Source organism: Spirosoma spitsbergense DSM 19989 (assembly GCF_000374085.1).
Classification (GTDB): Bacteria; Bacteroidota; Bacteroidia; order Cytophagales; family Spirosomataceae; genus Spirosoma; species Spirosoma spitsbergense.
The window spans coordinates 1-22,908 of the sequence record NZ_KB893606.1 but is presented as its reverse complement, the minus strand read 5'-3'; the positions used below and the strand labels follow the sequence as shown (position 1 = coordinate 22,908).

Sequence of the window (22,908 nt, the reverse complement as noted above, 5' to 3'; positions counted from 1 at the left end):
GTGCTAAGGGTTAGGCTCTGTGGAGGGCGGTAGAAGGCTGCGTCTACTTCCGCTGTCTCCCGAATTTTGCCGATGCGTGTAGTAAGGTGAAGTTGATTCGGCGGTTTGTGAAGGTGTGCGGTAGTAGGGAGCAGCCGAATACGCAGGCTTACATGGTTTCTACGAAAAGATATTCACACACAAAACAACGATGATGAAAACAGATAGCAGTGAAAATAAGTCGATGGAGTCTACCTCCGACCTGCCTTCACAGAGCTTCTATCATGGAACGAAGGCCAATCTGAAGCCGGGAGACTTAATCGAACCCGGCTTCAAGTCAAATTATGGTAAGCGGAAGAATGCGTCCTACGCGTATCTGACTGCCACCCTGGATGCGGCTACCTGGGGAGCCGAACTTGCCCTGGGCGAAGGCCCCGGCAGAATTTATATCGTGGAGCCAACGGGCCCAATTGAAGATGATCCCAATGTGACAGACAAGAAATTCCCTGGTAATCCAACAAAATCATATCGCTCCCGGCATCCGCTTCGTATTTCGGGTGAGGTCACGGATTGGCAGGGACACTCCCCCGAGAAACTCAAAGCGATGAAGGATCACCTTAACCACCTTAAGCAACTTGGTATTGAGGCAATCGAGGACTAAGTTAACCTGCGAAAATCAACTCGACACCTCAAACAGTAAAAACGCCAAATCGCTACTATGTGATTTGGCGTTTTTGCTGTTTGAGGCAATAATTTCACTATCCATCTGAAGTTCCAGCTCAACCGCAGGCTGTTGAATAGTAGAATGAATTTATATATTGGTTCTGTAATAGGCGATGCTTCGGGGCTCAGCAGAAGGAGTACAGAATAGTACCACGACCCCAGTCTTTCCAATGTACTTGGAATTATATAATTCCTGTAATTTCTTGTTCTTTATCTTTGTTGATATGATAGAAATGAACTAGGATGCGATACGTAGGTTTTCTGTACGGGTTAGCTTTTCTGGGGGTAGTCAGTTGCCAGCCTGACCTCCCCGGCGAGGTGAATAATGCCATGACGTTGCTGCCCGCCGAGTTGGAGTATAACCAGCACGTGAAGCCCATTTTGTCTGATAAATGCTTCGCCTGCCATGGTCCCGATAAAGCCAAACAGAAGGCGGGTCTGCGTCTGGACCTGGCCAGCAATGCCTACGATGACCTGCCCGAAAGTCCCGGTAAAGTGGCTATCGACCCCGGCAGTCTGAAAAACAGCGAGGTGTTCCGGCGCATTCTCTCTACCGACCCCGACGTGGTTATGCCCACGCCCGAATCGCACCTGAGCCTGACCGCCTATGAAAAAGCGGTGCTGGTCAAGTGGATTCAGAAGGGAGCTGAATACAAACCCCACTGGGCATTCGTAAAACCTGAAATGCCGAAAATCCCGTCTATCGACAACGAGGACTGGGCCGTAAACCCCATTGATAATTTTGTGGCGGCCAAACTGGCTGAAAAGAAACTAAACCCGGCACCCGAAGCAAGCCGCGAACTCCTCATCCGGCGCGTAACCCTAGACCTCACCGGCCTGCCACCCACGCTAGCCGAAATCGATGCGTTCCTGGCCGATAAGAGCGAAAACGCCTACGAAAAACTAGTGGACAGGTTGCTCAAATCGCCCCACTACGGCGAACGTATGGCCGCCGACTGGCTCGACCTCGCCCGCTTTGCCGATTCGCACGGCTACACCGTCGACCGGCTTCGCGATATGTCGCCCTACCGCGACTGGGTCATCAACGCGTTGAACAAAAACCAGCCCTACGACCAGTTTATCCACCATCAGCTGGCAGGTGACCTGATGCCTGGTAAGCCCACGAAAGCAATGCTGATTGCCACGGCTTTCAACCGTAACCACCAGCAGAATTTAGAGGGAGGGATTGTAGAGGAGGAGTTCCAGCGGGAGTATGTTCTGGACCGCACCAATACGCTGGGTGATGCGTTTCTGGGCCTGTCGGTGGGGTGTGCCCGTTGCCATGACCATAAATACGATCCTATTTCGCAGAAGAATTATTACCAGTTGTCCAGCTTTTTCAACAATGTAGAAGAGGCTGGGCAGATCTCTTGGGATGATGCCATGCCCGCGCCTACGCTGTTGCTTCCCACCCGGAAACAGGAGCAGCTTATGCGCTTTATCCAGACCAAAATCAGCCAGCAGAACGCACAGGTAGCAACAATCCAGCAGCAGGGAGCGGCCGATTTTAAGCAATGGTTGAATAAGGGTGACTATGCTGTACTGAAAGGTGAAAACTTCCCCGCAAAGGGACTGATGGCGCGGTACAGCTTCGAGGGTAAAAAGCTGTTTAACGAAGTTACCCGAAGGGATACGGCCCAAACCAAACGAGAAACCGGAAAAGAACCGGAACAGTGGACTACCGGTCACCACGGGCTGGGTCTGAAACTCAACGGCGATGCCTGGCTGGACCTCGGTAAAGTCGGTATTTTCAGGAAGTCGGAGCCGTTCACGGTGGGGCTTTGGGTAACTATTCCGAAGGACATGAAGGAGGGCGTACTTTTCCATAAATGTCAGGCCGAACGGCTCTATAACTTCCGGGGCTACCACGTGTACCTGCGAAACGGCAAACTGGAACTCAGCATGGCGCATGTGGCTCCGTCCAACGCCATTACCAAAATTACAACCCGGCTCGTTCCCCGCGACCAGTGGCTGCAACTCACCATCACCTCCGATGGGTCGGGCCGGGCGGGCGGGCTGAGGCTGTACGCCAACGGTATTGACCAGCCCATGCGAACCAAAATGGACCAGTTGACCAAAGATATTTTGTTCGACAGTACAAAAGTTAAGCCTGAACCGGGTTTGCAAATTGGCGGCTGGTATCGCGGGACGGGTTTTAAAGATGGTCTGATCGACGATATTATGGTCTACAACCGGACCCTTACGCCCTACGAGATTACCGTTCTGGCCGAGCGGGCCAACTGGAGCCGGATAGCCAACAAACAACCCGCCCAGCTCACACCCGCCGACCGGAAAATCCTGAGCGATTACTACTTCTCTGCCGTTCACGCGCCCACGATACTGGCCCGAAAAACCCTGATGGAAACCCGCAGACTACTGGCCGACAGTACTGAAAAAGTGCAGGAGTTAATGGTGATGCAGGAGTCGGTCACGCCCAGACAAACCTACGTGCTGGAGCGTGGTGTTTATGACGCACCGGGCGAAAAAGTGTACCCTACTACGCCGGAACGTATTTTTGCCTTTCCGGAAAACCTACCTAAAAACCGCTATGGGCTGGCGCAGTGGCTCACTGATGCAGACAACCCGCTTACGGCGCGGGTAGCCGTCAATCGCTACTGGCAACTATTTTTTGGCACCGGTATTGTCAAAACAACCGAAGACTTTGGTAATCAGGGCGAACTGCCCTCGCACCCCAAACTGCTCGACTGGCTAGCCGTCACTTTTCGCGAAGGGGGTTGGAACGTGAAGCAGCTGGTGAAAACGATGGTGATGTCGGCCACCTACCGGCAGGACTCCCGCGCCAGCCGCGAACTGCTCGAAAAAGACCCCCAAAACCGGCTGCTGGCCCGGGGCCCATCCCGCCGACTATCAGCAGAGATGATGCGCGACAACGCCTTAGCCGCCAGTGGCCTGATGAATTACGAAATTGGCGGGCGCAGCATCAAGCCCTATCAGCCCGATGGTTTGTGGCGTATCAACTCGGCTACCTACGTACCCGACAGTGGGGCCATCGTCTACAAACGAAGCATTTATGTATTGGTAAAACGCTCCGTACCGAATCCTACGCTGGGTACGTTCGATGCACCATCGCGGAGTTTCTGCACTGTCCGGCGGCAGAAGACCAATACGCCGTTGCAGGCGCTGGTTACGCTCAACGACCCTACGTTTGTGGAAGCGGCCAAGGTGCTGGGCGAGCAGATGACCCGCCAAAAGGACGAAAAAGAGGCTATTTCTACGACCTATCGAAAGCTGACCGGTCGCCGACCCACCCGCCCGGAGGTAAACCTGCTGGTAAAAATGCAGGTCGCCCAATTGAGCCGGTTCAGCCAGGCAGCCGGCAAAACAAAGGGCTGGCTGGCAACGGGCCAGTACAAAATAGACAGTACGCTCAATGCCGCGCGGGTAGCCGCCAACGCTGTAGTAGCCAGTACCATCATGAACTCAGACGCAACCCTTACGAAACGGTAACTTTATGGTCATTCGTAGTCATTATGTGGTCATTGATTGAGTTAACAACCAGCGACTAGAAATGACTACTTAATGACCCCAAATGACGAAAAACTATGGACCATCACCACGATGACGAGTTTCGGCCGGGCCACGCTAGGCTTAACACGCCGGAGTTTGCCAGGCTTAATGAAAAACTGGACCGCCGACGGTTTCTCACCAAAACTACGCTGGGTTTGGGGGCGTTGGCGGCTGGCTCGTTGTTCGGTAGTCAGCGGTTGTTTGGAGGGGCTGCTGCCAAAGCACCCAATGAACTCAACGAAGACACCCAGGAAGCCATCCTGCGCGCCCTGCCGCACTTTGCGCCCAAAGCTAAACGGGTGGTCTATATGTTTATGAGTGGAGGGCCGTCGCAGTTTGAAACCTTCGACTACAAGCCCAAACTGGCAACTATGTTTGGTCAGCAACTGCCCGATTCGGTGCGGAAGGGGCAACGGCTCACGGGCATGAGTGCCAACCAGAGCAGCCTGCCCATTGCGCCGTCGGTGTATAATTTCAGTCAGTACGGAAAATCGAATACGTGGGTGAGCGAACTGTTGCCCCATACAGCCAAGGTGGTGGATGAGTTGTGCATCATCAAGTCGCTGTATACTGAGCAGATTAACCACGACCCCGCCATTACGTTTTTTCAGACGGGCAATCAGCTTCCGGGTCGCCCATCTATTGGCTCGTGGGTGAGTTACGGGTTGGGTTCCGACAATGAGAACCTGCCGACGTTCATCTCCATGATTTCAAAAAATGGTAGCGGCCAGCCCCTTTACTCGCGGCTGTGGGGCAGCGGTTTTCTGCCCACGCGCTATGAGGGCGTTCAGTTTCGGTCGGGGAAAGACCCGGTGCTGTTTCTGAACAATCCCGAAGGCTACGACGGGGCCGACCGGCAGGAGATGCTCACCTACCTGAAACAACTCAATGACTTGCAGCAGAGCGACTTCGGCGACCCCGAAATCGAAAACCGCATGGCGCAGTACGAAATGGCCTACCGGATGCAGACGTCCGTGCCGGACGTAATGAGCGTAGCGGGCGAACCCGATGAAGTATTCGACCTCTACGGTCCCGATAGCCGCGACCCCGGTACCTACGCGGCTAACTGCCTGCTGGCGCGCAAACTACTGGAGAAAGACGTAAAGTTTGTGCAGTTGTATCATCAGGGGTGGGACCAGCACGGCGGCTTGCCGAGCGGTATTAAACACCAGTGCAAAAATGTAGACCAGGCTACCGCAGCCCTCGTTACCGACCTCAAGCGAACGGGATTATTGGAAGATACGCTCGTAATCTGGGGCGGTGAGTTTGGCCGGACGGTATATTCGCAGGGTAAGCTGACCAAAGACAACTACGGCCGCGACCACCACCCGCGCTGTTTCACGATGTGGATGGCCGGGGCGGGCGTGAAAGCCGGTATTAGCTACGGCGAAACCGACGATTTTGGCTATAACATTACGAAGAATCCGGTTCATGTCCACGATTTTCAGGCTACGATGTTACACCTGCTCGGCATCGACCATGAGCGGCTGACCTTCAAAAGTCAGGGCCGGCGTTTCCGTCTGACCGATGTGCATGGCAAGGTGGTGCATGATATTCTTGCCTGATGCCGCATCGGGGAATCCGGTTACAGCTGTATGAGCAGGAAATCGTAATCAAATTATTCAAACTCATTTGAGTAAATCAAGGGTGAAACCGGCTATACTAGGTATGAAGAAGAATAGCTTACTTATTCTCATTGCCTGCGCGCTGCTGCTCAGTAGCTTCGTTCAGGCGCAGAGCCTCGATAGCTTTGCGGCCGATGATGGCTGGAAGGCAAAAATCGAACGAATAGCCCCGGCGAAGACTACGTATCCGGCCAAGAAAAAACATAAAGTCCTGCTCTTTTCGCTGTTTACCGGCTTCGACCACTGGGTAGTGCCCCATACCAATGCGGTTATCGAGATTCTGAGCCAGAAGAGCGGTGCCTTCGAGGTGGTTCAGAGCAACGATATCATGTTCTTCAAAAAGGACAAACTGAAGGACTTCGATGTGGTTGTGCTGAACAACAATTGTTCTATCGGCACCAATCGGGATTTGTTTCGGGATAAACTGAGTGAAGACAAATCGCTGACCGAAGCCCAGGCCATTGCAGGAGCTAAAGAACTGGAGCAAAACCTGCTGAATTTCGTCCGGAAAGGCGGTGGGCTGATGGTTATGCACGGTGGTATCGTGATGCAGAACAAGTCGGCTGAATTTAGTGAGATGATGGGCGGTAGTTTCGATTACCACCCGAAGCAGCAAATGCTCCATGTCAAACTGGTTAATCCCAGGCACCCGCTCGTGCAGGCTTTCGGGGGTGAGGGGTTCAACCACGTCGACGAAGCGTATATGTTTAATGTGGCTTATAGTAAGCGTAATTTCCGGCCCCTGCTGTATCTCAACACCAAAGAAGTGGAAGGGTTGAAGGGCGAAAATCCTGAACCGGTAAAATACATTTCCTGGATTAAGCGGTACGGCAAAGGACGGGTTTTTTATACCTCTCCGTCGCACAATGCCCAGAGTTTTGACAACCCCAACCTGTTGCAGTACTTTCTGGATGCCATGCAGTATGTGGCAGGCGATGTGAACGTAGATGATTCCCCGATTGGTGCCAACACGCCCTGATCCTGACTGATATTCCTGAACCATTAACGGATAAATCAATGAAAAAAACAGACGAAACAACTGACCAGAGCCGCAGGGCATTCCTTAAATCAACTGCTGCCGGAACCGCCGGCCTCATCGCTACAGTGGGCTTCCCGACCATTGTGCCGGCCAGCGTATTTGGTAAAAATGCGCCCAGCAATAAAATAAACATCGGCCAGATTGGTTTTGGGCGTATTGCCTCCGGCCACGACCTGCCCGAAATACTTAAAAACGAAGTTGCCCGCGTCATAGCGGTGGCTGATCTGGATAAAAACCGGCTTGCCATGGGCAAGAAATGGATTGAGAAAAAATACGCCGACAAAACCGGTAAGGAGAACTACGTCGATGTGCAGATGTTCGACGATTATAAGGAGTTACTGGCCCGGAAAGACATCGACGCGGTTATTATCAGCACGCCCGACCACTGGCATGCGCAACCCGCCATGGAAGCAGCGGTAGCGGGCAAGCACATCTATATGCAGAAACCCACCTCTCTCACCATTCAGGAAGGCCGGATGCTCAGTGATATGGTGCAAAAGAAAGGGGTAAAGTTTCAACTGGGTAGCCAGCAACGTTCTGCTACTCCCTGGCCGCAGTTCAAACGAACCTGCGAACTGGTACGCAACGGCCGGATCGGTCAGCTTAAAAAGGTGTATGTGGGCCTTCCCGGTGACCCCGCTGGCGGAAGTGATGCCAAAATGCCCGTACCCACAAACCTTAATTATGATATGTGGCTCGGCTCCACGCCGGAGGTCCACTATACCCTGGACCGGGTGCATTCGCAAACCAGTATCAATGACCGGCCCGGCTGGTTACGTCTGGAACAGTTTGGCGCGGGTATGATTACGGGCTGGGGGTCGCACCATGTAGACATAGCCCACTGGGGCATGGACACCGAACTGACCGGCCCCGTCGAAATTGAAGGACTGGCTGCTTTTCCCCTGCCTGGTTCGGGATTATGGAATGTGCATGGCAACTTTCTGGTCATGGCGACGTATGCGAATGGGGTGGTGATGGAAATAGGGGGTAATAACCCCAACGGCGTGATGTTCGAGGGTACTGAGGGCTGGATATTCGCATCGCGGGGTGATGTAGGCGTTACGGCTTCTGACCCCGGCGCGGCACAGGCTTCGAAAGAAAATGAGGCCTTCCGCGCCAGTGATAAGAAAATTCTGGGGTCGGTGATTGGCCCCGACGAGATTCATCTGTACGATAGCCCCGAACAGCACCGAAACTGGCTGGAGTCCATCCAGAACGATAAACAAACCATTAGCCACGTAGAAATCGCTCAGCGTTCCTGCTCGGCCTGCCTGCTCGCTCACACCGCTATGAAACTGGGCCGCAAGTTGAAATGGAATCCTGAAAAGGAGCAGTTCCTGAACGATAAAGAAGCCAATGCCACGTTGTCCAGACCACAACGCGCCCCTTACGGTACTACGAACGTAAAAGGGTAGTTGCTTTTACCTATCCTGCTTCATTTGATTGGCTGGTGTTCAGGCAAAGAAACAGGTTGGGGTAAACGTTCGTGGTGAAGCCAACTCACCTGACATGATTCTGTTAACTATCTCTACGTTTTTTGGGCGAATGCACCCGTTGGTGGTGCATTTGCCCATTGGTTTTCTAGTACTTGCGGCTCTGCTGGATCTGGCCTCCTACTGGCCGAAATACAAAAACGTTCAGGCTGCGGTGCCGTTGGCGTTGCTGGCCGGGGCTGTTTCGGCGGTGTTGGCCTGTGTGCTTGGCTGGCTACTGTCTATCACTGGCGATTACGCCCCTATCTTGCTGGATAACCACAAATATTCGGGGATTGCTCTGGCCGGGGCTGCACTCGTGTTGTACACCCTGACCACTCCCATTTTTATTAGCTACCTGACTCTGCCCAGGAAGGTTTTTTCTATCGCGTTCCTGGGTGTTTTGGGATTAATGAGTTACGTCGGGCATCTGGGGGGTAGCCTGACGCACGGCAGCGATTACCTCTCACTGGCTACCCTGACCAAAACTGAGCGTACCAAACCAACCCGTATAGAGCAGATTTTTGTGTTTGAGGACGTGGTGCAGCCCCTGCTGGAGAAACGGTGCGTACAGTGCCATCGGGCGGGTAAATTGAAAGGGAATCTGCGCCTGGAAACGCACGGCGATTTGCTGAAAGGGGGCAAGCACGGCCCGGCCGTAGTTGCAGACAACCTGACAAAGAGTGAGCTGTACCGACGAATTACACTCGACCCCGTTCATAAGGAATTCATGCCGACTGATGGTAAAACTCCCCTCACCAAAACGGAGGTCGCTCTCATCAGATGGTGGATTGAAAAAGCTGCTGCCGCCGACAACATCAAACTGACCGATGTGAAAGGCTATCAGAATGTGCAGCCCATGGTGGCGAGCGTACTGGGTTTTGCCGGAACAACCAGTGTCATGGCTGCCGAAGAAGGAAATAGTAGGTTTCCAGTCAACCCAAACATCCCCTTGTCGGGCGATACCGCGCAGATTACGGTGGCCCGGCGCGAAGGCTTCGTTATTCGGGTAATGAACCACCAGCCCCTTATGCTTGACGTGACGCTGCCCCCAAAAGCGGGTAAGTCGGGAGTCAATCTGGCCGTACTGAAACCACTGGCCAGGCACATCATCTGGCTCAATCTCTCCGACCTGAACCTGACCGATGGACAGCTCAGTACCATCACTGACTTCAGCAACCTCGAAAAACTGCGGGTGGAGAAAAATCCAATCGGTAATGAGGCTCTGAAAAGTATTTCGGGGTTAACACACCTGCATGCCCTGAACGTATACGGCACAAAAATTACCCCCGCCGGTTTAGCAACGCTGAAGCATATGAAGCAACTCGAAAACCTGTACGTCTGGCAAACGGGCATTACCGCCAGCGACGTGAAAAAGGTGTTTGGCGACAGCACGTCAATCCGGGTTGCTTACTAACGTATTTTTTTCCGTAGGTCAGGGTATTTAATTGGTTAAAGCTACTCTAACGTCTTGTTGATAACGCTGTTCAGCACGCGTTCAACGTCTAACTAACTTGCTACATGAAACGCTACTGCCTTGCCCTCGATCTTATTGATGACCCGGCCCTGATTGAAAAATACAAGTGGCATCACGCGCCCGAAAACCAGTGGCCTGCTATTAACCAGAGCATCCGCGATGCGGGTGTGGCCAGCATGGAAATCTATCTGTTTGGCAACCGGATGTTCATGATTATGGAGGTGGACGATACCTTCTCGTTTGAGCGGATGAATGCCATAAACCAGAATCCTAAATCGGTGGAGTGGGAAAACCTGATGTGGGGTTTCCAGCAGGCCGTACCGGGCGCGAAACCCGGCGAAAAATGGGTGCTGATGGAGCAGGTATTCAAACTGCCGCAGTAACCGGGCACCGGTGTGAACAAGTTGCTTTCAGCAAACAGAAAAAAATTTCTGACAGAAAATGCGTACCGATTGATGACTTACCTGACGACTAAAAACTACCCCCAGCCAGCCGTACTGGATTACCCGGAAAAAGCCTTGTTTTTCGGCACCGGCGTATTGCTGCGCGGATTACCACTCTATTTTATCGAAAACGCTAACCGGCAGGGCATTTTCCGGGGCCGGGTAGTGGTGGTGAAATCCACGATGCGGGGCGACACAACGGATTTTGACCGGCAGCAAAACTGCTTTACCACGCTGGTTCGGGGCATTGAAAAGGGGCAGGAGGTAAACGAGATCTCCATCAACTGTTCCATCAGCCGGGTCCTGACGGCCTCAACCGAATGGGCACAGGTGCTGGCGGTGGCCGAAAGTCCGGATTTGAGTCTGGTTGTTTCCAACACTACGGAGGTAGGCATTCAGTACGTTGAGGAATCCATCTTTGCTACGCCCCCCGTGTCATTTCCGGCTAAATTACTGGCCGTGCTGCATCAGCGGTATGAAGCTTTCAGTGGTGACCCGGAGAAAGGTCTGGTTATCGTACCGACCGAACTTATCTCCGAAAATGGGGATAAGCTGCGGGCTATTGTGCAGCAACTGGCTGTATTCAACAACCTCAGTTCATCCTTTATCACCTGGCTCAATGAAGCCAGTGATTTCTGTAATTCGCTGGTCGACCGGATTGTGCCGGGGCTGATTACGGGTGCGTTGAAAACCAGCATGGAAGCCGAATTGGGCTACCGCGACGATTTGATGATCATGGCCGAGCCATACCGCCTGTGGGCCATCGAAGGCAACGAACGGGTCAGGCAGAAACTGACGTTTTCTGCGGCCAATGCCGGTGTTAAAATTGAGCCATCCATTACCAAATTCAAAGAGCTTAAACTGCGTCTGCTCAATGCACCCCACACGTTATGCTGCTCCGTTGCCCATCTGATGGGATTTGTTACCGTGAAAGAAGCCATGAAAGATGCGGAGTTTCTGGCCTTCATGCGGGGGGGCATGTTCGATGAAATCAGTCAGTGTCTGGATAAATCCATCGAACAGGATGAGATTCACGCCTTTGCCAATGCCGTGCTCGACCGCTTCCGGAACGAGAACCTGGATCATCGGTGGCTGTCCATCAGCCTGAACTATACCGCAAAAATAGCCATGCGCTGTGTGGGGTTGCTTGAAAAATGGTATCAGCAACGGTCAACCGTTCCGGCGCACATGGCCTTTGCGTTTGCCAGTTATCTGTACTTTATGCGGGTTCAGAAAATGGAAGATGGCTCGTACGCTGGCTTTGCCAATGGCGCTTCGTATCCCATCAACGACCCGGAAGCCAATGTGTTGGCGTCGGCCTGGGAGACGGCTGCCAACAGTGATGAACTCACCCGCCTTATACTGACGAATAGCGATTTGTGGTCGGTTGACCTGAACGCCCTGCCCGGTTTTTCAGCGGCTGTGTCGCAGTATCTGGACACTCTGTTGACGTCCGACTCCTTTGCGCTGCCCGACTTTGCTCAGGCTGTTTACGAATAAAGTCCTGAAAATTTATTCTGCTAAGGGTAATTTTATCAGACCCTGATTTTAATCGGGGTTTAGTGGAGCGTCAGAATAAAATACGCAGCCTGATTGGGCTGGCGGGTGTGTGTGCCAATGGTGGTTGGAACGCGGTCGTCATCAGCGATTAACAGAAGCTGATTGTTGGGCAGTATAGTAATGTCTTCTGCTTTATGCCCTGCTGTGTGTAGGGGCTTCCCCTGCGAATCGCGAATTAGGGCGAAGGGCTTGCCAGCGTATACATCGCTGAGGGGCGCGGCCCAAATAAAGGTGTCCAGCCTGTTGTCGATTTCCTGCGAGGTGAGCATCCAGACGAGCTGACGGGCGGGGTCATACTCCAGACTGGATAAACCCATTTGTGGTAACGTCGAATCGGCTTTGGCTATCACGAAGTCGTTGATAACCTTCCAGTCGTTCTCCAGCCGGATACGTTCACCATCGCCCGTTTTATCAATCCGGTACGAGACGCTGACTAGTTGCGCCCGGTACATAAAATCCTTGTAGTCCTTACCTTCTTCCCGGATTCCAAACAGTAACTGACGGTCGGTAGCGGCCAGCCCTTCAACCTTGAAGTAGGGCATCTCGCCCGGAAATTCATTGGTGGCCAGTACCCTGGCAAGCTGTTGCCGATACCCCATGGAGGTTCGGCTGGTATCGTCAGGTGCCAGTACATGCGGGTGTTGCTCGTCGCCCGTGCGCCAGTATAGGATCGTGTTGTACCCGTCCCAGTCATGACTGCCGGGCTTTACCCGGTCGAATGCCGTAGTTAGAAAGACGAAACGCTGGTCGGGCGTCTGGGCAAAATCCTCGTACTTACGAGCCGCCGAAAAAATAGGCTGCGTCAGGTACAATGGCGGTTGTGTCGAGTCACCCAGGGTAGCAGGTGTTTTCATGAACACCGGACTCAGACCATCGGGCATGTCTTTATCATTGGCAATAAGTACATTTTTCCCATCGAACACCACCGCCGACGCTTCGCACCAAACGGTCTGCCCGTTCAGGCTGGTACCCGGTGTGAAGCAATCGAGAAAACCTTCCTCCGAAATACTCGCCGTGGGGAGGGTTTTACCAGCAGGAAGTTTGGCTGTTTTGCAACCGGGAATCAGTAACAGAATGGTTACCGTAACAAGCAATAATCGGTGGTACATACTGACTCGGATTTGAAAGACAGTAAGAGAAAAGACGCAAGATATACACTAACTGTATCCTGCGTCTTTTCTCTTACTGTTTACTGTCTTCTATCCATTATCCATTCGCTTACCTGCTACTTGTCCGATACTCCGTACTTCATTTCGCCCCGGTCTTTCTCCACGGCGGAGCGACCGTCTTTCATCCAGACGGGTTCTGGCGCATCCTTGAGGTAGTAATCAAAGAACTGGTACATGCGGATGCTCAGGTCCTTGGCATTGTGTCGGCCCATCAGGTTGTGGGCTTCGCCGTTGTACACCACCATCCAAACGGGTTTATTCAACCGGCGTAAGCCCGTAAATAGCTCGATGCCCTGTTGATGCGGAACGGCTCCGTCGGCATCGTTGCTCATGATGAGCAACGGAGTTTCCACCCGGTCAGCGTAGAAAAGGGGCGAATTTTCGATGTAGTTCATCGGCTTTTCCCAGAGCGTACCCCCAATCCGGCTCTGCGTTTTTTCGTACTGAAACTGCCGCACCATGCCCGTTTCGCCCCGGATGCCACCGTAGGCCGATGTCATGTTGGCCACAGGCGCACCCGCTTCGGCTGCCCGGAACAGATTGGTGCGCGTGATAATAAAAGCCGTTTGATACCCGCCCCAGCTTTGGCCCTGAATACCCAGCCGGTTACGGTCAACAAACCCCCTGTCCAGTAAGCTTAGCACGCCCGGTACAATACAGTCGTAAGCATCTGGTCCCGGCTGCCCAACGGTGTATACAATATCGGGTACAAAAACCAGGTAACCATTCGACACGCAAAACGGGATGTTGATGGTAGATCGACTGGGAGAAGGAGCTCTATAGTCGTTTAGGGTTTCGGCGTTGCGCTCGTAGAAGTACGTCAGCATCGGGTACTTTTTGGTCGGGTCGAACCCTTCGGGTTTATAGAGTAATCCCTCTAGTTTGGTGCCGTTGGTGCCGGTCCACTTCACCAGCTCCACGCTCCCCCAGCGGATGCTGTCCTGTTGCAGATTAACACGGGTAAGCTGTTTTGGATTGGCCAACGTTGTATCCGTCCCTCCAGACCGGGCCAGAAACAGGTTGATTGGCTCCTGAAAATTACCCCGGTAAAAGGTCATCGTCGGGGCATTTTTTGCTTTGCTCAACCCGAAATAACGGTGGTTGCTCTGTTTCAGAACCGTAGGAGCCAGTGCCGAAAGCCCGTTTGTACTTTTTAGAATGCCGGTCGATTTGTCACTTTCCCAGATGCCGGTCAGGAATAGTTCGGCTTTGGGATCAATGGCTTTTTCAATGCTCAGGCGGCCGCGTGTGTTGTCGTCGTCGAGTTCAGCGCGACGGAGCCGGACGTTATTCTTACGGCCCCAGCCAGCGGTTAGGTTTACGGGTTTCTCTTTGCCGGTTGGGTCAATCTGCCAGATATCGTAGCGGTCATAAATCCAGACGTAGCGGTCGCCGGTGGTCCAGCCCGCCGAACCGTAGGAGCCGGGAAGGCTGGGTGTATCGTGCTCTTCGTCGAAAAATTTACTGGGTAAGCCACGAGTCAGGTCGATGTGTTTACCAGCGGCCACATCCCACGCCCGCCAGAGTGAATCGGCCTCATCGAACCAATAGGCATACTGACCACCGGGCGATAGTTTCGGCTGTGATGCCATCACATCATGGGCAATTCGTTTTTTGTCGCCCGTTTGCGTATCAATCAAATACAGGTCCGTGTGGCCGGGGTCCCAGGACGATTGCATCTGGTAGGGCAGGTCACTCAGGCCAAGTACATAGCGCGTAGTTATTTCGGGATCAAAGGCAACCGTCGGAATTTCGCGGTTAGCCAGCGGAATAATTTTGCCAGACTTAAGGTCATAAACGGCCAAAAAACCACGCTCTTTTTCTTCCTTGAGCCGCCGTTGCTGCATGGGTTGTAACCGACTATCGGTCCAGGTCCAGATATCCATTTTTACCTTCTCGTCGTCGGGCGTGAGCGTATCCTTGGTGGGCTTTGGTGGAATGGGGGAGGTGGAGAAGTAGAGCCTGCTGCCATCGTCAGCAAACTTCGGCTCGCGAAACTCATTCACCGACCAGCCTTTGGGTAGGGCGGCCGTTGTGGTATCGGCAATAATAGTGAACGGAGATTCGGGGGCTGTTGCTTTGGCGCGTTTGCCTTTAGCCGGAGCGGCTGGCAGCCTGTTTTTGTAATAGAGCGAAAAAACCTTTACGTCGGCTCCGGCACTATCGGCCGATGCCATCCAGGCCAGTTTCTGCCCTGCTTTGTCGACAGCCAGTCCTTTATAAATTTTACGCGTCGAACTGGTATCTACCAGGGTTACCTGCCCGTTGTCCGTATTAAACAGGAACACTCCCGGAACGGCACTGGCACCCGCTTTCAGCGAATCGTTGGCCGATTCCTTGCTATAAAAGACGGCCTTTCCATTGTCGGACATAACCATGTTGGAAACGTACCGGAACGTTCGGCGGGTGCCATCTGCCAGGTTGAGCAGGGTCATATTATCGCCCTTGATTTTTTTTGTCGGTCCCTTTCGGGTGGCTACCGTAGTAGTGGAAGCCACGGGCGTTGGGGTAAGGGTATCACTTTTCGACTGAGCCGGTGTTTTGGCAGCTACCTTCTCCTTCTCATCCTGACTTGTCTGGAGAACGGCTAGCCAGGAACCGGCCTCTTTTCCAAACGAAAACGACTTCACATTGGGGAGTTTCGTTGTTTTACCGGTTGCCAGATTCAGGGCCAGCAGGCTGTCTTTCGGCATCTCGTCGGGCTTTTTCTTTTTGAGTTTGGCCTTCCGGGTATCGGCAAGTGGTACTTTTAATCGCATCACCAGAAATTTACTGTCGGGCGTAAACTGCGCCATGTAGCCACGGGCAAAAACGTAGCGCGTGGGAGTACCGACTGGATTGCTGCTTACCACCTCCAGGCGGCCATCGCCTTCCTGGGGGTCAACCTGATAAGCCACCCAGTGGCCATCGTCGGAGATTTTTTCGGACCGTACCGCTTGCCAGCGGTCGTAGTCGGATGCGTTGAGCGGCCGTTTCTGGGATTGCGCAAAAAGCGATGTTGAAATAAGTAACGGGAGAAGAAACTGATACAAACGAATCATTGATGAGTGAGATTGAGCTTTACTAAACCCCTAAATTACAAATCAAATTTTAATACTGATGGTCCATTCATAGTTAACCTACTGAAGTAAGGCTATTTCGCCGTATTTTATGGTAGAAAATAGCTGTAAGGCCAATCTTTAAAGCAGTTTTCTGCTGCCCCCGGTAATTACGTTCCAGCCACGTATTCCAGGCAAAGCGTTGATAACTGAATCGGATGTCAGAATGGAAAAGAGATAAAAACAGGACTGGACGGGCAGCGTTATTGCCCGTCCAGTCCTGTGATTTTGGTTAATGTTCCATAAAACAGCTACCGAATCCGGTAGATAAGAAAGCCTATTCGGCTTCGGCCATTTCCCGGAGTGCCTGTAACCAGCGGTCGGTGGCCTTGTCCAGACTTTTCTGTAAAACAGGGCCTAATACGCTTACCAGCCACCCTTCCATACTTTCTTCGACTCGTACTTCCGTTGTGCCATCAGTAAGAGGTCTGAAAAACCAGTTGTGTATCGCAAAAGCCCCAAAGGCCTTACCCGACCATCCAAGGGCTTCCTGCGGTGTAACCGTGTGTAGCGTCGAATGAATATCCATACCACTGGCGTTCCAGTCGAAGGTTGAGCCGACCTGAAGGGGGCCGTTTAATTTGGCTTTGCTGATATCGGATTGCCAAGTCACCCATTGATCAATCTGGCTCATCACCTGCCAGACTCGTTCGGGCGAGGCCGAAATCCGGATTTTTTTGTCCGTGCTGGCTGGCGCATCGGGATTAGGCGTGGAGGATTCAGGGTGTTTACTGAATTTTTCGGCGATGATAACGGCCGTTACCACTGCACCCAGCAGGATGGCCCCATATACTAGCGGTTTCTTGTTCATGAGTTCCAAATTGATTTACATTCACTTAACCGGTTTTTAGGCTTTGCAGTTATCACTATTAATTTCCGGCTGAATGGCCGCTTCTATCCATGCTCATCAGGATGCGTTTGCACTACCACCAGTTCTGCCAGCCCCACGCCGGAATCGGCGGCTCCGTAGTACACCCAGATTTGCCCTGCCTTGTCGCTATCTTCCGGCCATTGAATCCAGCCGTTCGAAAAGACTACGTTTGGGAAAAAACCCTCGCGCTCCCAGGGCAATTCGGGCGTAAGCAGGGGCAGGGCCGAGCGGTCCAGAACGATGGATGGATCCTCCTTATCCAGCAGGGCTAAAGCCAGCGCGTAGGCGTGGGTAGCATCGGCACCGTGGTAGCAAACCAGCCAGCCTTCATCGGTCAGAATTGGTTCGGGTCCGGCCCCGATTTTGGCTCCTTCCCAGGCATACCGCTCATCCGATAAGGCCCGACCCCCGAACAGAAAACGATGGTTTCCCCAGTGCATTCCATCCGTAGAATCGGCCAGCCAAACGGATGGCTTCCCAATTTCCGATACCATGGGTCGGTGTAGCAAGTAGTACTTCCCGTTGATTTTTTCAGGAAACAGGGCTACGTCTTTGTTTGGTGGAGGAAGTATCATACCGACCCGCTCGACATTCACAAAATCGGTCGTGACGGCCAGCCCGACGCCGGGGCCGTGCTCCGACACCGCCGTGTAGGTAATCCAGTACTTGCCTTCCAGAAACGTGATTCGGGCATCTTCTACCCCATACGACTCATCCATCCGGGCCGGAAACAGAAACGGTTTCTCGTCGATGGTGAAGTGAATTCCATCCCGGCTGCGGGCCAGCCGCAGGTGACTCATGGATGTCAGGTAGGTTTTTTTGTTGATAGTAACGACCCGCGCATCATAGGGCTGTGGCGGTTTGGGAAGGTACTGGACGGTGAGGGTAGGCACACCATCCTGCTCCACCAGCAGGGGAATGGCCAGCTGACCGGTTTTAGGCTTTGGGGCTTCGGCTACGCGTAACAACAAAATAACTTCATCGCCAAAAAGGCAGGCTGCCGGGTTGAAGGCTCCAAGCACCTCAAAACCGTCGATGGCTGGTTTTACGTCGCTCGTTTTTAGAATAGGCTGGTTAACCAGTCGGCGGAGTTGATAATTTTTCATTGGAAACGAAACCCATGAGGCTAATACTTTTCAGGTGAATAGTTGGGGTAGGGCCTTTAATTCTTTGTCAACTACCTGATTGCAAAGGACAAGCCCGCAGGAGGTTGACGTGTACGAAAGGAAACGACCTGATGCAGGCATGATTAATGAATAAAATAACCATTAATTTGTTTCGCTTACTTTCACTGAATATCTATTTCCATTAGTTTTGACGCCGGCTAAACCTTCCGGAAAACAGCCGAGTTATGACGATCAAATCAATTATACTACCTTATCAGCCATGATTTACCAGCCAACGTTTGATCAGGACGAAGACGTGCTGATGCTTAACCCCGATCCAGAAACAGCCTCTATGGACGATGATGACGATGATTTCGACGATGATGGCGCCGAATTCGATGATTTAGGCTCAGGAGCCGGCAGCGGCTATGGAGCCGATGATATTGACGATATTGAAGAAGAATTTAGTGAAGATGATATCGACGAAGACTTAGACAATGACGACATCGACGATGATTTTGACGATGATGACGACAGTTTGTAGTATATCCTTTTTTGTAAAGTCAACGGGATCGAAAACTGTCTGATTTACCTTACCCTTTAGCAAATCTATTCGTTATGAAAAACTCAGAAGAGAGTACCGATCCTGAAGATGCGTTGTATGTTACGACTGAAGATGCCGTGACGGAAGGCACCGCACCCGATGCCGATACCCAATCGTCGGCCGCCAGCGAAGCTGGTGACCGTACGGCAGAAGAAGGTTCCCGCGCACCCAGTGCCCCCGCCGAAGGCGAGTGAGGGTAATTAATGAACAATGTAGAATGAATAATGAACAATACAGGATGAACCGGCCTTAAACATACCGTTCGTTCTACATTGTTCATTTTACATTATTCATTACATCAAGTAGCGTTTGGCATTTCATTTCGGTTTCTAGCCACTCCCGCTCCGGCTCTGAATCCTCCGTTAGTCCGGCTCCGGCGTACAGGGTAGCCATCTTGCCTTCCAGCTTCATGCAACGGATATGAACGAAAATGCCGGTTGCCGGGCCTTTGCCATCGGCGTCAATGTTTACTGGCCCCAGAAAACCGCTGTATAGTTCACGATCGTGCGTTTCATGTTGCTGAATGAACGCAAAAGCAGCATCGCGGGGGGTACCACAAACCGCCGAGGTAGGGTGTAACAGCTTTAGCATCACGGTGCCTAATTGTGGGTATCGTACCGCCTGAGTATCAACCGTGAAGGAGGTGCCGAGGTGCATCAGGTTCCCCGCCGTAACGGTTTTTGGCCCCTCTTCAATGTATTCCCGCAACCGGATTCTTTTGAAACATTCGATAATATAGCGGCTCACCAGTGCCTGTTCTTCAATCTCTTTCTGCGCCCACATCGCCTGCGCCGGACGTTTAGCCGTTCCATCAGGATAGGTAGCCGACTGAGTGCCCGCCAGAGAAGCAGTTCTGAAAATACCGTCTGCATCCACACTCACTAGCCGTTCGGGCGTGGCACTAATCCAAATCTGGCCCCGCTCTGGAATCGAAACCGCCGATACAAAAGCATTCGGATACGCTTCACAGAGTTTGTCGAACAAGGCAACGGCATTGGGCGCACCGGTAAACTGCACCCGCTTGGTCCGCGAAATAACGACTTTTCGCATCTCTCCTCGGTGTATCGCTTCGACCGCCTGGGTTGCGTTACGGACATAATCCGCCTGAGCACCTGCATCGTGAATGGATGTGGGCGGAGTCGAAGCGGCTTGCAAATGGTCGGCGAATCGGGGTACACTATCAAGCGTTTTCCGAAACAGATCGGCCCGTTTCATGAAATCATGAAAAGCGTTGCCCGGCGTGGATTCGCCCGGCGTGGAGTCGCCCGGCGTGGAGTCGCCCCGCGTGGACTCTTCAGGGGTGGTTATGGTCTGGTCTGTTTCTGAAAAAACAGCCTGAATATCAGCGCGTATGAACAGTGTGCGGACCGTATGACTCGCTGCATCCGATAGCGGGGTGAGATTATCGAACGGACTAACTAGAAAACCCGCCGGTAATTCATCAAAATCAGCCGATACGCGGGGAAGTACCTCATCGAAAGAAACGATCAGGTGTTTATCCCGTTGGGCGGGAAGTCGCCACAGAGCGGCTGGAAAACCAAGTGTGTGTGCCGTTTCCCACAGGTCGATGCACCGGGGTTCGGGCAAAAAAGTGCCTTGCTCGGTAAAAGGCGCGGCTAAATCGGTATGACGCTGAGCGGATGAATACATAAAGCATAAACAGCCGGATTCGGGCTGACTGAACAGATAACAATTCTGGCCGCTAATTTGTGCTCAATGACCTAAAACACTTTTTGGGGGGTAGTTTGGTTGTTGTTGAGCATCGCTTAAGCAGGCAGGTGAATATGGACACGATGGGAAATAACAGACCCGATATTCGCCAGTGCCCGTATTTTCTGCGAACTTAGCGGCCAGATAGGCTACTCCTCATTGTATGATTCGCATCTTTCAGCAGGACGAAAGCTCCGTTCGAAAAGTCCGTGATATTGATTCTTTTTCACACTCTGCCCGTACACTCTGGGTGGATCTGCAAAATCCGACGGCGGCTGAAATTAAAAGTGTGGAAGAGAAATTCGATGTCGATTTTTTGAGTCAGCAGGAGCAACTGGAGATCGAAAGCAGTTCGCGTTACATTGAGGAAGACGACTTTCTAATTGCCAACTCCAACTTCCTGGTACCCGATTCCGAGCATCGATATGCCAACGTGCCGGTTAGTTTTCTGCTCAAAGACGAAATGCTCTTTACGTATCGTAATGCTGACCTGAAATCCTTCGCCGATACCGTAAAACGGATTAAATCCAAACGGGCGGTATTCAGTGATGGCGCGCAGATTATGATTTCCATCTTCGAATCGCGGATTGATTACGACGCCGATTTGATCGAAATGGTATCGGGCGAGATAAAGGCCATCAACAAAATGCTCGACCTGGATGCTAATCTGGACAAGGAAATGCTGCTGAATATCAACGATTACCAGGAATTGACGATGTCGATCCGGGAAAACGTGGTGGATAAGCAGCGGGTAATCTCGTCCATGATTCGTTCTGACGGCTGGTTCAACGACCTGGAACAGCAACGATTAAGAACACTCATCAAAGACATTAACTCGCTGATCGATCACACCAACTTCATTTTTGAGCGGCTGGAATTCCTGCAAAATACCTACCTCGGTCTGATCGATCTGGAGCAGAACCGAATCGTGAAAATATTTACCGTCGTCTCGCTGGTTTTTCTGCCGCCTACCTTACTGGCCAGCATCTGGGGCATGAATTTCGACGAAATGCCCGAAGTCCACTGGAAGTACGGCTACGTGTTTGCCTGGGCCATGATGGTGCTGTCCTCGGCCCTGACGGTCTGGGTATTCCGGCGTAAGAACTGGCTGTAGGGCCCGGGGTGCTGCACAAAGCTCGTCAACCAGTCGATGTAGATGGGCTGCTCTGTTTTGTTAAACAGCAGAATCGCATTCGCCCCCTACTTCCTGTAAGTTGTACACAACCCGTTATGCTCATTTTCAACGGTAAAGTCTCTGTTGATGAGCGTTACCTGCTCCGACTGAACAGAGGCTACGTGATAGATCGAGTGGGCATAGTTAAGGCGCATACGCGATACGAATGGTAATAGATTCTTCACCAGAATAGCGGAAAATATGCTTTAATCTGCGTGTGTTCTCGTTCTCTTTCAAATAAAATCCTGTTGATTCTGCTGGTTTTTTGGATTCTATCGAACTGATAGCCACAGCTAATAGGATTTGATAATATCTAGGAGTTACGCAAATTCATGTATCCAGTTTCGTTGAGTCTCTCGATAGAGTTCGTCTCGTAGGCCGTAAACCGACCCAATGAGCCCATCCCGACTCATGGCCGCTAACTTTTGGAAGGCCCGTAAAACACTGTATAGATGAGTCGTAATGGCCGAGGTCAGCCGAACATAAAACCGCTCGGCCTGACAGACCTGTTTGATGCTACGAAATAAGTCCTCTACCTGCCAATGAGCCAGATGCACCTGCTCAAAACAAGCAACCGTGTACAGATGGGCCTGTGCATAAGCCCCATCTGGGTGATACAGTAGATAGTGTCGCGCGTTGCCGTCTTTGCCAACTCTCCGAAACACCGCTATAAAATCGAACCCTTTCAGGTGAGTGAACAAGCCGCTGGCTGGTATATCAGCCCGTCCGACTTGCTCATACTCACCTGGTTGACTGGACACCAGCCGGTTCTTCTCCAGACCCATCATGACCCCTATTTCTAAATTGCGCAGGAATTTGAGGTTGTCCAAACTACAGAACCAGCTATCAGCCGTCACCCAAGCCGGACGCAATCCCCACTGCCAGAGCTCCCGCATCATCTGCTGAAAGTAGTCATTCTTAGTTTTACCCTCTTCTTTTCGGTAGAGTCTGAAGTTAACCGGCACGCTATGACCCTTGTGGGTATAAATCAGTACCAGCAAATCAATACCCTGAACGGCTCGGTGATGCTTGCCGGACCAGAACTTGCCTACTAACTCGGTGGTACCTGCCTGGGTATAGGGTTTATCAAGTACACTATCGTCGGTTGAGAGAATACCACCCTGTAAGTCAAGACTATCCCGAACCGATTCAAACAAATCACGGCCTGTATATTCGGCGTTAATTAGAAATCGATTGACCTCATCATGAGACACTTGTAAGATTTGTCCCGCTTTGACGCAACTACTTCGAGACACGTTGCTCATTAGATAGGCTACATACTCATCAATTGCCATAACGCCTGATAAAATTTGATCCTTACTCTAACTTA

The 22,908-nt window shown here is 52.0% G+C and carries 18 protein-coding genes; 11 read left to right on the top strand and 7 right to left on the bottom strand.

Translation table 11 applies throughout. From position 1 onward, the window contains the following. Window positions 1–223: 223 nt before the first annotated feature. From arr to B157_RS0131515, 8 genes are all read left to right on the top strand, one after another. Window positions 224–640: an NAD(+)--rifampin ADP-ribosyltransferase gene (gene arr / locus B157_RS0131550; protein ID WP_063881410.1), complete on the top strand. Its 417-nt coding sequence runs from the start codon at window positions 224–226 to the stop codon at window positions 638–640. A gap of 305 nt (window positions 641–945) precedes the next feature. Next, a complete protein-coding gene (locus tag B157_RS0131545) occupies window positions 946–4,170 on the top strand; it encodes a DUF1553 domain-containing protein (protein ID WP_020607294.1) in 3,225 nt (1,074 codons plus the stop codon). Between the two features lie 95 nt (window positions 4,171–4,265). Next, window positions 4,266–5,795, top strand: a complete 1,530-nt coding sequence (locus B157_RS0131540) for a DUF1501 domain-containing protein (RefSeq protein ID WP_020607293.1) — start codon at window positions 4,266–4,268, stop codon at window positions 5,793–5,795. A gap of 103 nt (window positions 5,796–5,898) precedes the next feature. Next, the gene (locus B157_RS0131535) at window positions 5,899–6,834 is read left to right on the top strand and encodes a ThuA domain-containing protein (RefSeq protein WP_020607292.1); all 936 of its coding nucleotides are present in this window, start codon (window positions 5,899–5,901) and stop codon (window positions 6,832–6,834) included. A gap of 38 nt (window positions 6,835–6,872) precedes the next feature. Next, the gene (locus B157_RS0131530) at window positions 6,873–8,309 is read left to right on the top strand and encodes a Gfo/Idh/MocA family protein (RefSeq protein ID WP_020607291.1); all 1,437 of its coding nucleotides are present in this window, start codon (window positions 6,873–6,875) and stop codon (window positions 8,307–8,309) included. Between the two features lie 94 nt (window positions 8,310–8,403). Continuing rightward, window positions 8,404–9,783: a c-type cytochrome domain-containing protein gene (locus B157_RS0131525; protein ID WP_157618658.1), complete on the top strand. Its 1,380-nt coding sequence runs from the start codon at window positions 8,404–8,406 to the stop codon at window positions 9,781–9,783. 104 nt (window positions 9,784–9,887) lie between these two features. Beyond that, window positions 9,888–10,226, top strand: a complete 339-nt coding sequence (locus B157_RS0131520) for an L-rhamnose mutarotase (protein WP_020607289.1) — start codon at window positions 9,888–9,890, stop codon at window positions 10,224–10,226. Between the two features lie 72 nt (window positions 10,227–10,298). Then, the gene (locus B157_RS0131515; RefSeq protein ID WP_020607288.1) at window positions 10,299–11,786 is read left to right on the top strand and encodes a tagaturonate reductase; all 1,488 of its coding nucleotides are present in this window, start codon (window positions 10,299–10,301) and stop codon (window positions 11,784–11,786) included. Window positions 11,787–11,845: 59 nt separating this feature from the next. On the opposite strand, the gene B157_RS0131510 is transcribed toward B157_RS0131515, so the two are convergent. The 4 genes from B157_RS0131510 to B157_RS0131495 form a co-directional block, all read right to left on the bottom strand. Continuing rightward, a complete protein-coding gene (locus B157_RS0131510) occupies window positions 11,846–12,955 on the bottom strand; it encodes a hypothetical protein (RefSeq protein ID WP_020607287.1) in 1,110 nt (369 codons plus the stop codon). A 116-nt stretch (window positions 12,956–13,071) separates the two neighbouring features. Beyond that, a complete protein-coding gene (locus B157_RS0131505; RefSeq protein ID WP_020607286.1) occupies window positions 13,072–16,056 on the bottom strand; it encodes a S9 family peptidase in 2,985 nt (994 codons plus the stop codon). Window positions 16,057–16,390: 334 nt separating this feature from the next. Next, window positions 16,391–16,924: an SRPBCC family protein gene (locus B157_RS0131500; protein ID WP_020607285.1), complete on the bottom strand. Its 534-nt coding sequence runs from the start codon at window positions 16,922–16,924 to the stop codon at window positions 16,391–16,393. 83 nt (window positions 16,925–17,007) lie between these two features. Continuing rightward, the gene (locus B157_RS0131495; protein ID WP_020607284.1) at window positions 17,008–18,090 is read right to left on the bottom strand and encodes a glycoside hydrolase family 130 protein; all 1,083 of its coding nucleotides are present in this window, start codon (window positions 18,088–18,090) and stop codon (window positions 17,008–17,010) included. A 280-nt stretch (window positions 18,091–18,370) separates the two neighbouring features. On the opposite strand from B157_RS0131495, the gene B157_RS0131490 reads away from it, so the two are divergent. Together B157_RS0131490 and B157_RS0131485 are read left to right on the top strand one after the other, a co-directional pair. After that, window positions 18,371–18,634, top strand: coding sequence for a hypothetical protein (locus B157_RS0131490; RefSeq protein WP_020607283.1), 264 nt, complete (start codon window positions 18,371–18,373; stop codon window positions 18,632–18,634). A gap of 74 nt (window positions 18,635–18,708) precedes the next feature. Beyond that, complete coding sequence (locus B157_RS0131485) at window positions 18,709–18,888, top strand: hypothetical protein (RefSeq protein WP_020607282.1); 180 nt, start codon at window positions 18,709–18,711, stop codon at window positions 18,886–18,888. A gap of 82 nt (window positions 18,889–18,970) precedes the next feature. Here the strand turns inward: B157_RS0131485 and B157_RS0131480 are convergent, their stop codons facing one another. Next, the gene (locus tag B157_RS0131480) at window positions 18,971–20,344 is read right to left on the bottom strand and encodes a chorismate-binding protein (RefSeq protein WP_020607281.1); all 1,374 of its coding nucleotides are present in this window, start codon (window positions 20,342–20,344) and stop codon (window positions 18,971–18,973) included. A gap of 223 nt (window positions 20,345–20,567) precedes the next feature. On the opposite strand from B157_RS0131480, the gene corA reads away from it, so the two are divergent. Further along, entirely contained in the window at window positions 20,568–21,518 is a 951-nt protein-coding gene (corA, locus tag B157_RS0131475) for a magnesium/cobalt transporter CorA (RefSeq protein ID WP_020607280.1), read from the top strand. 86 nt (window positions 21,519–21,604) lie between these two features. Here corA and B157_RS40190 read toward each other — a convergent pair whose 3' ends face one another. Together B157_RS40190 and B157_RS0131470 are read right to left on the bottom strand one after the other, a co-directional pair. Then, on the bottom strand, window positions 21,605–21,733 hold the full coding sequence (locus B157_RS40190; RefSeq protein WP_281168523.1) for a hypothetical protein: 129 nt from the start codon (window positions 21,731–21,733) through the stop codon (window positions 21,605–21,607). A gap of 165 nt (window positions 21,734–21,898) precedes the next feature. After that, on the bottom strand, window positions 21,899–22,873 hold the full coding sequence (locus B157_RS0131470; protein ID WP_020605019.1) for an IS701 family transposase: 975 nt from the start codon (window positions 22,871–22,873) through the stop codon (window positions 21,899–21,901). Window positions 22,874–22,908 lie beyond the last annotated feature (35 nt).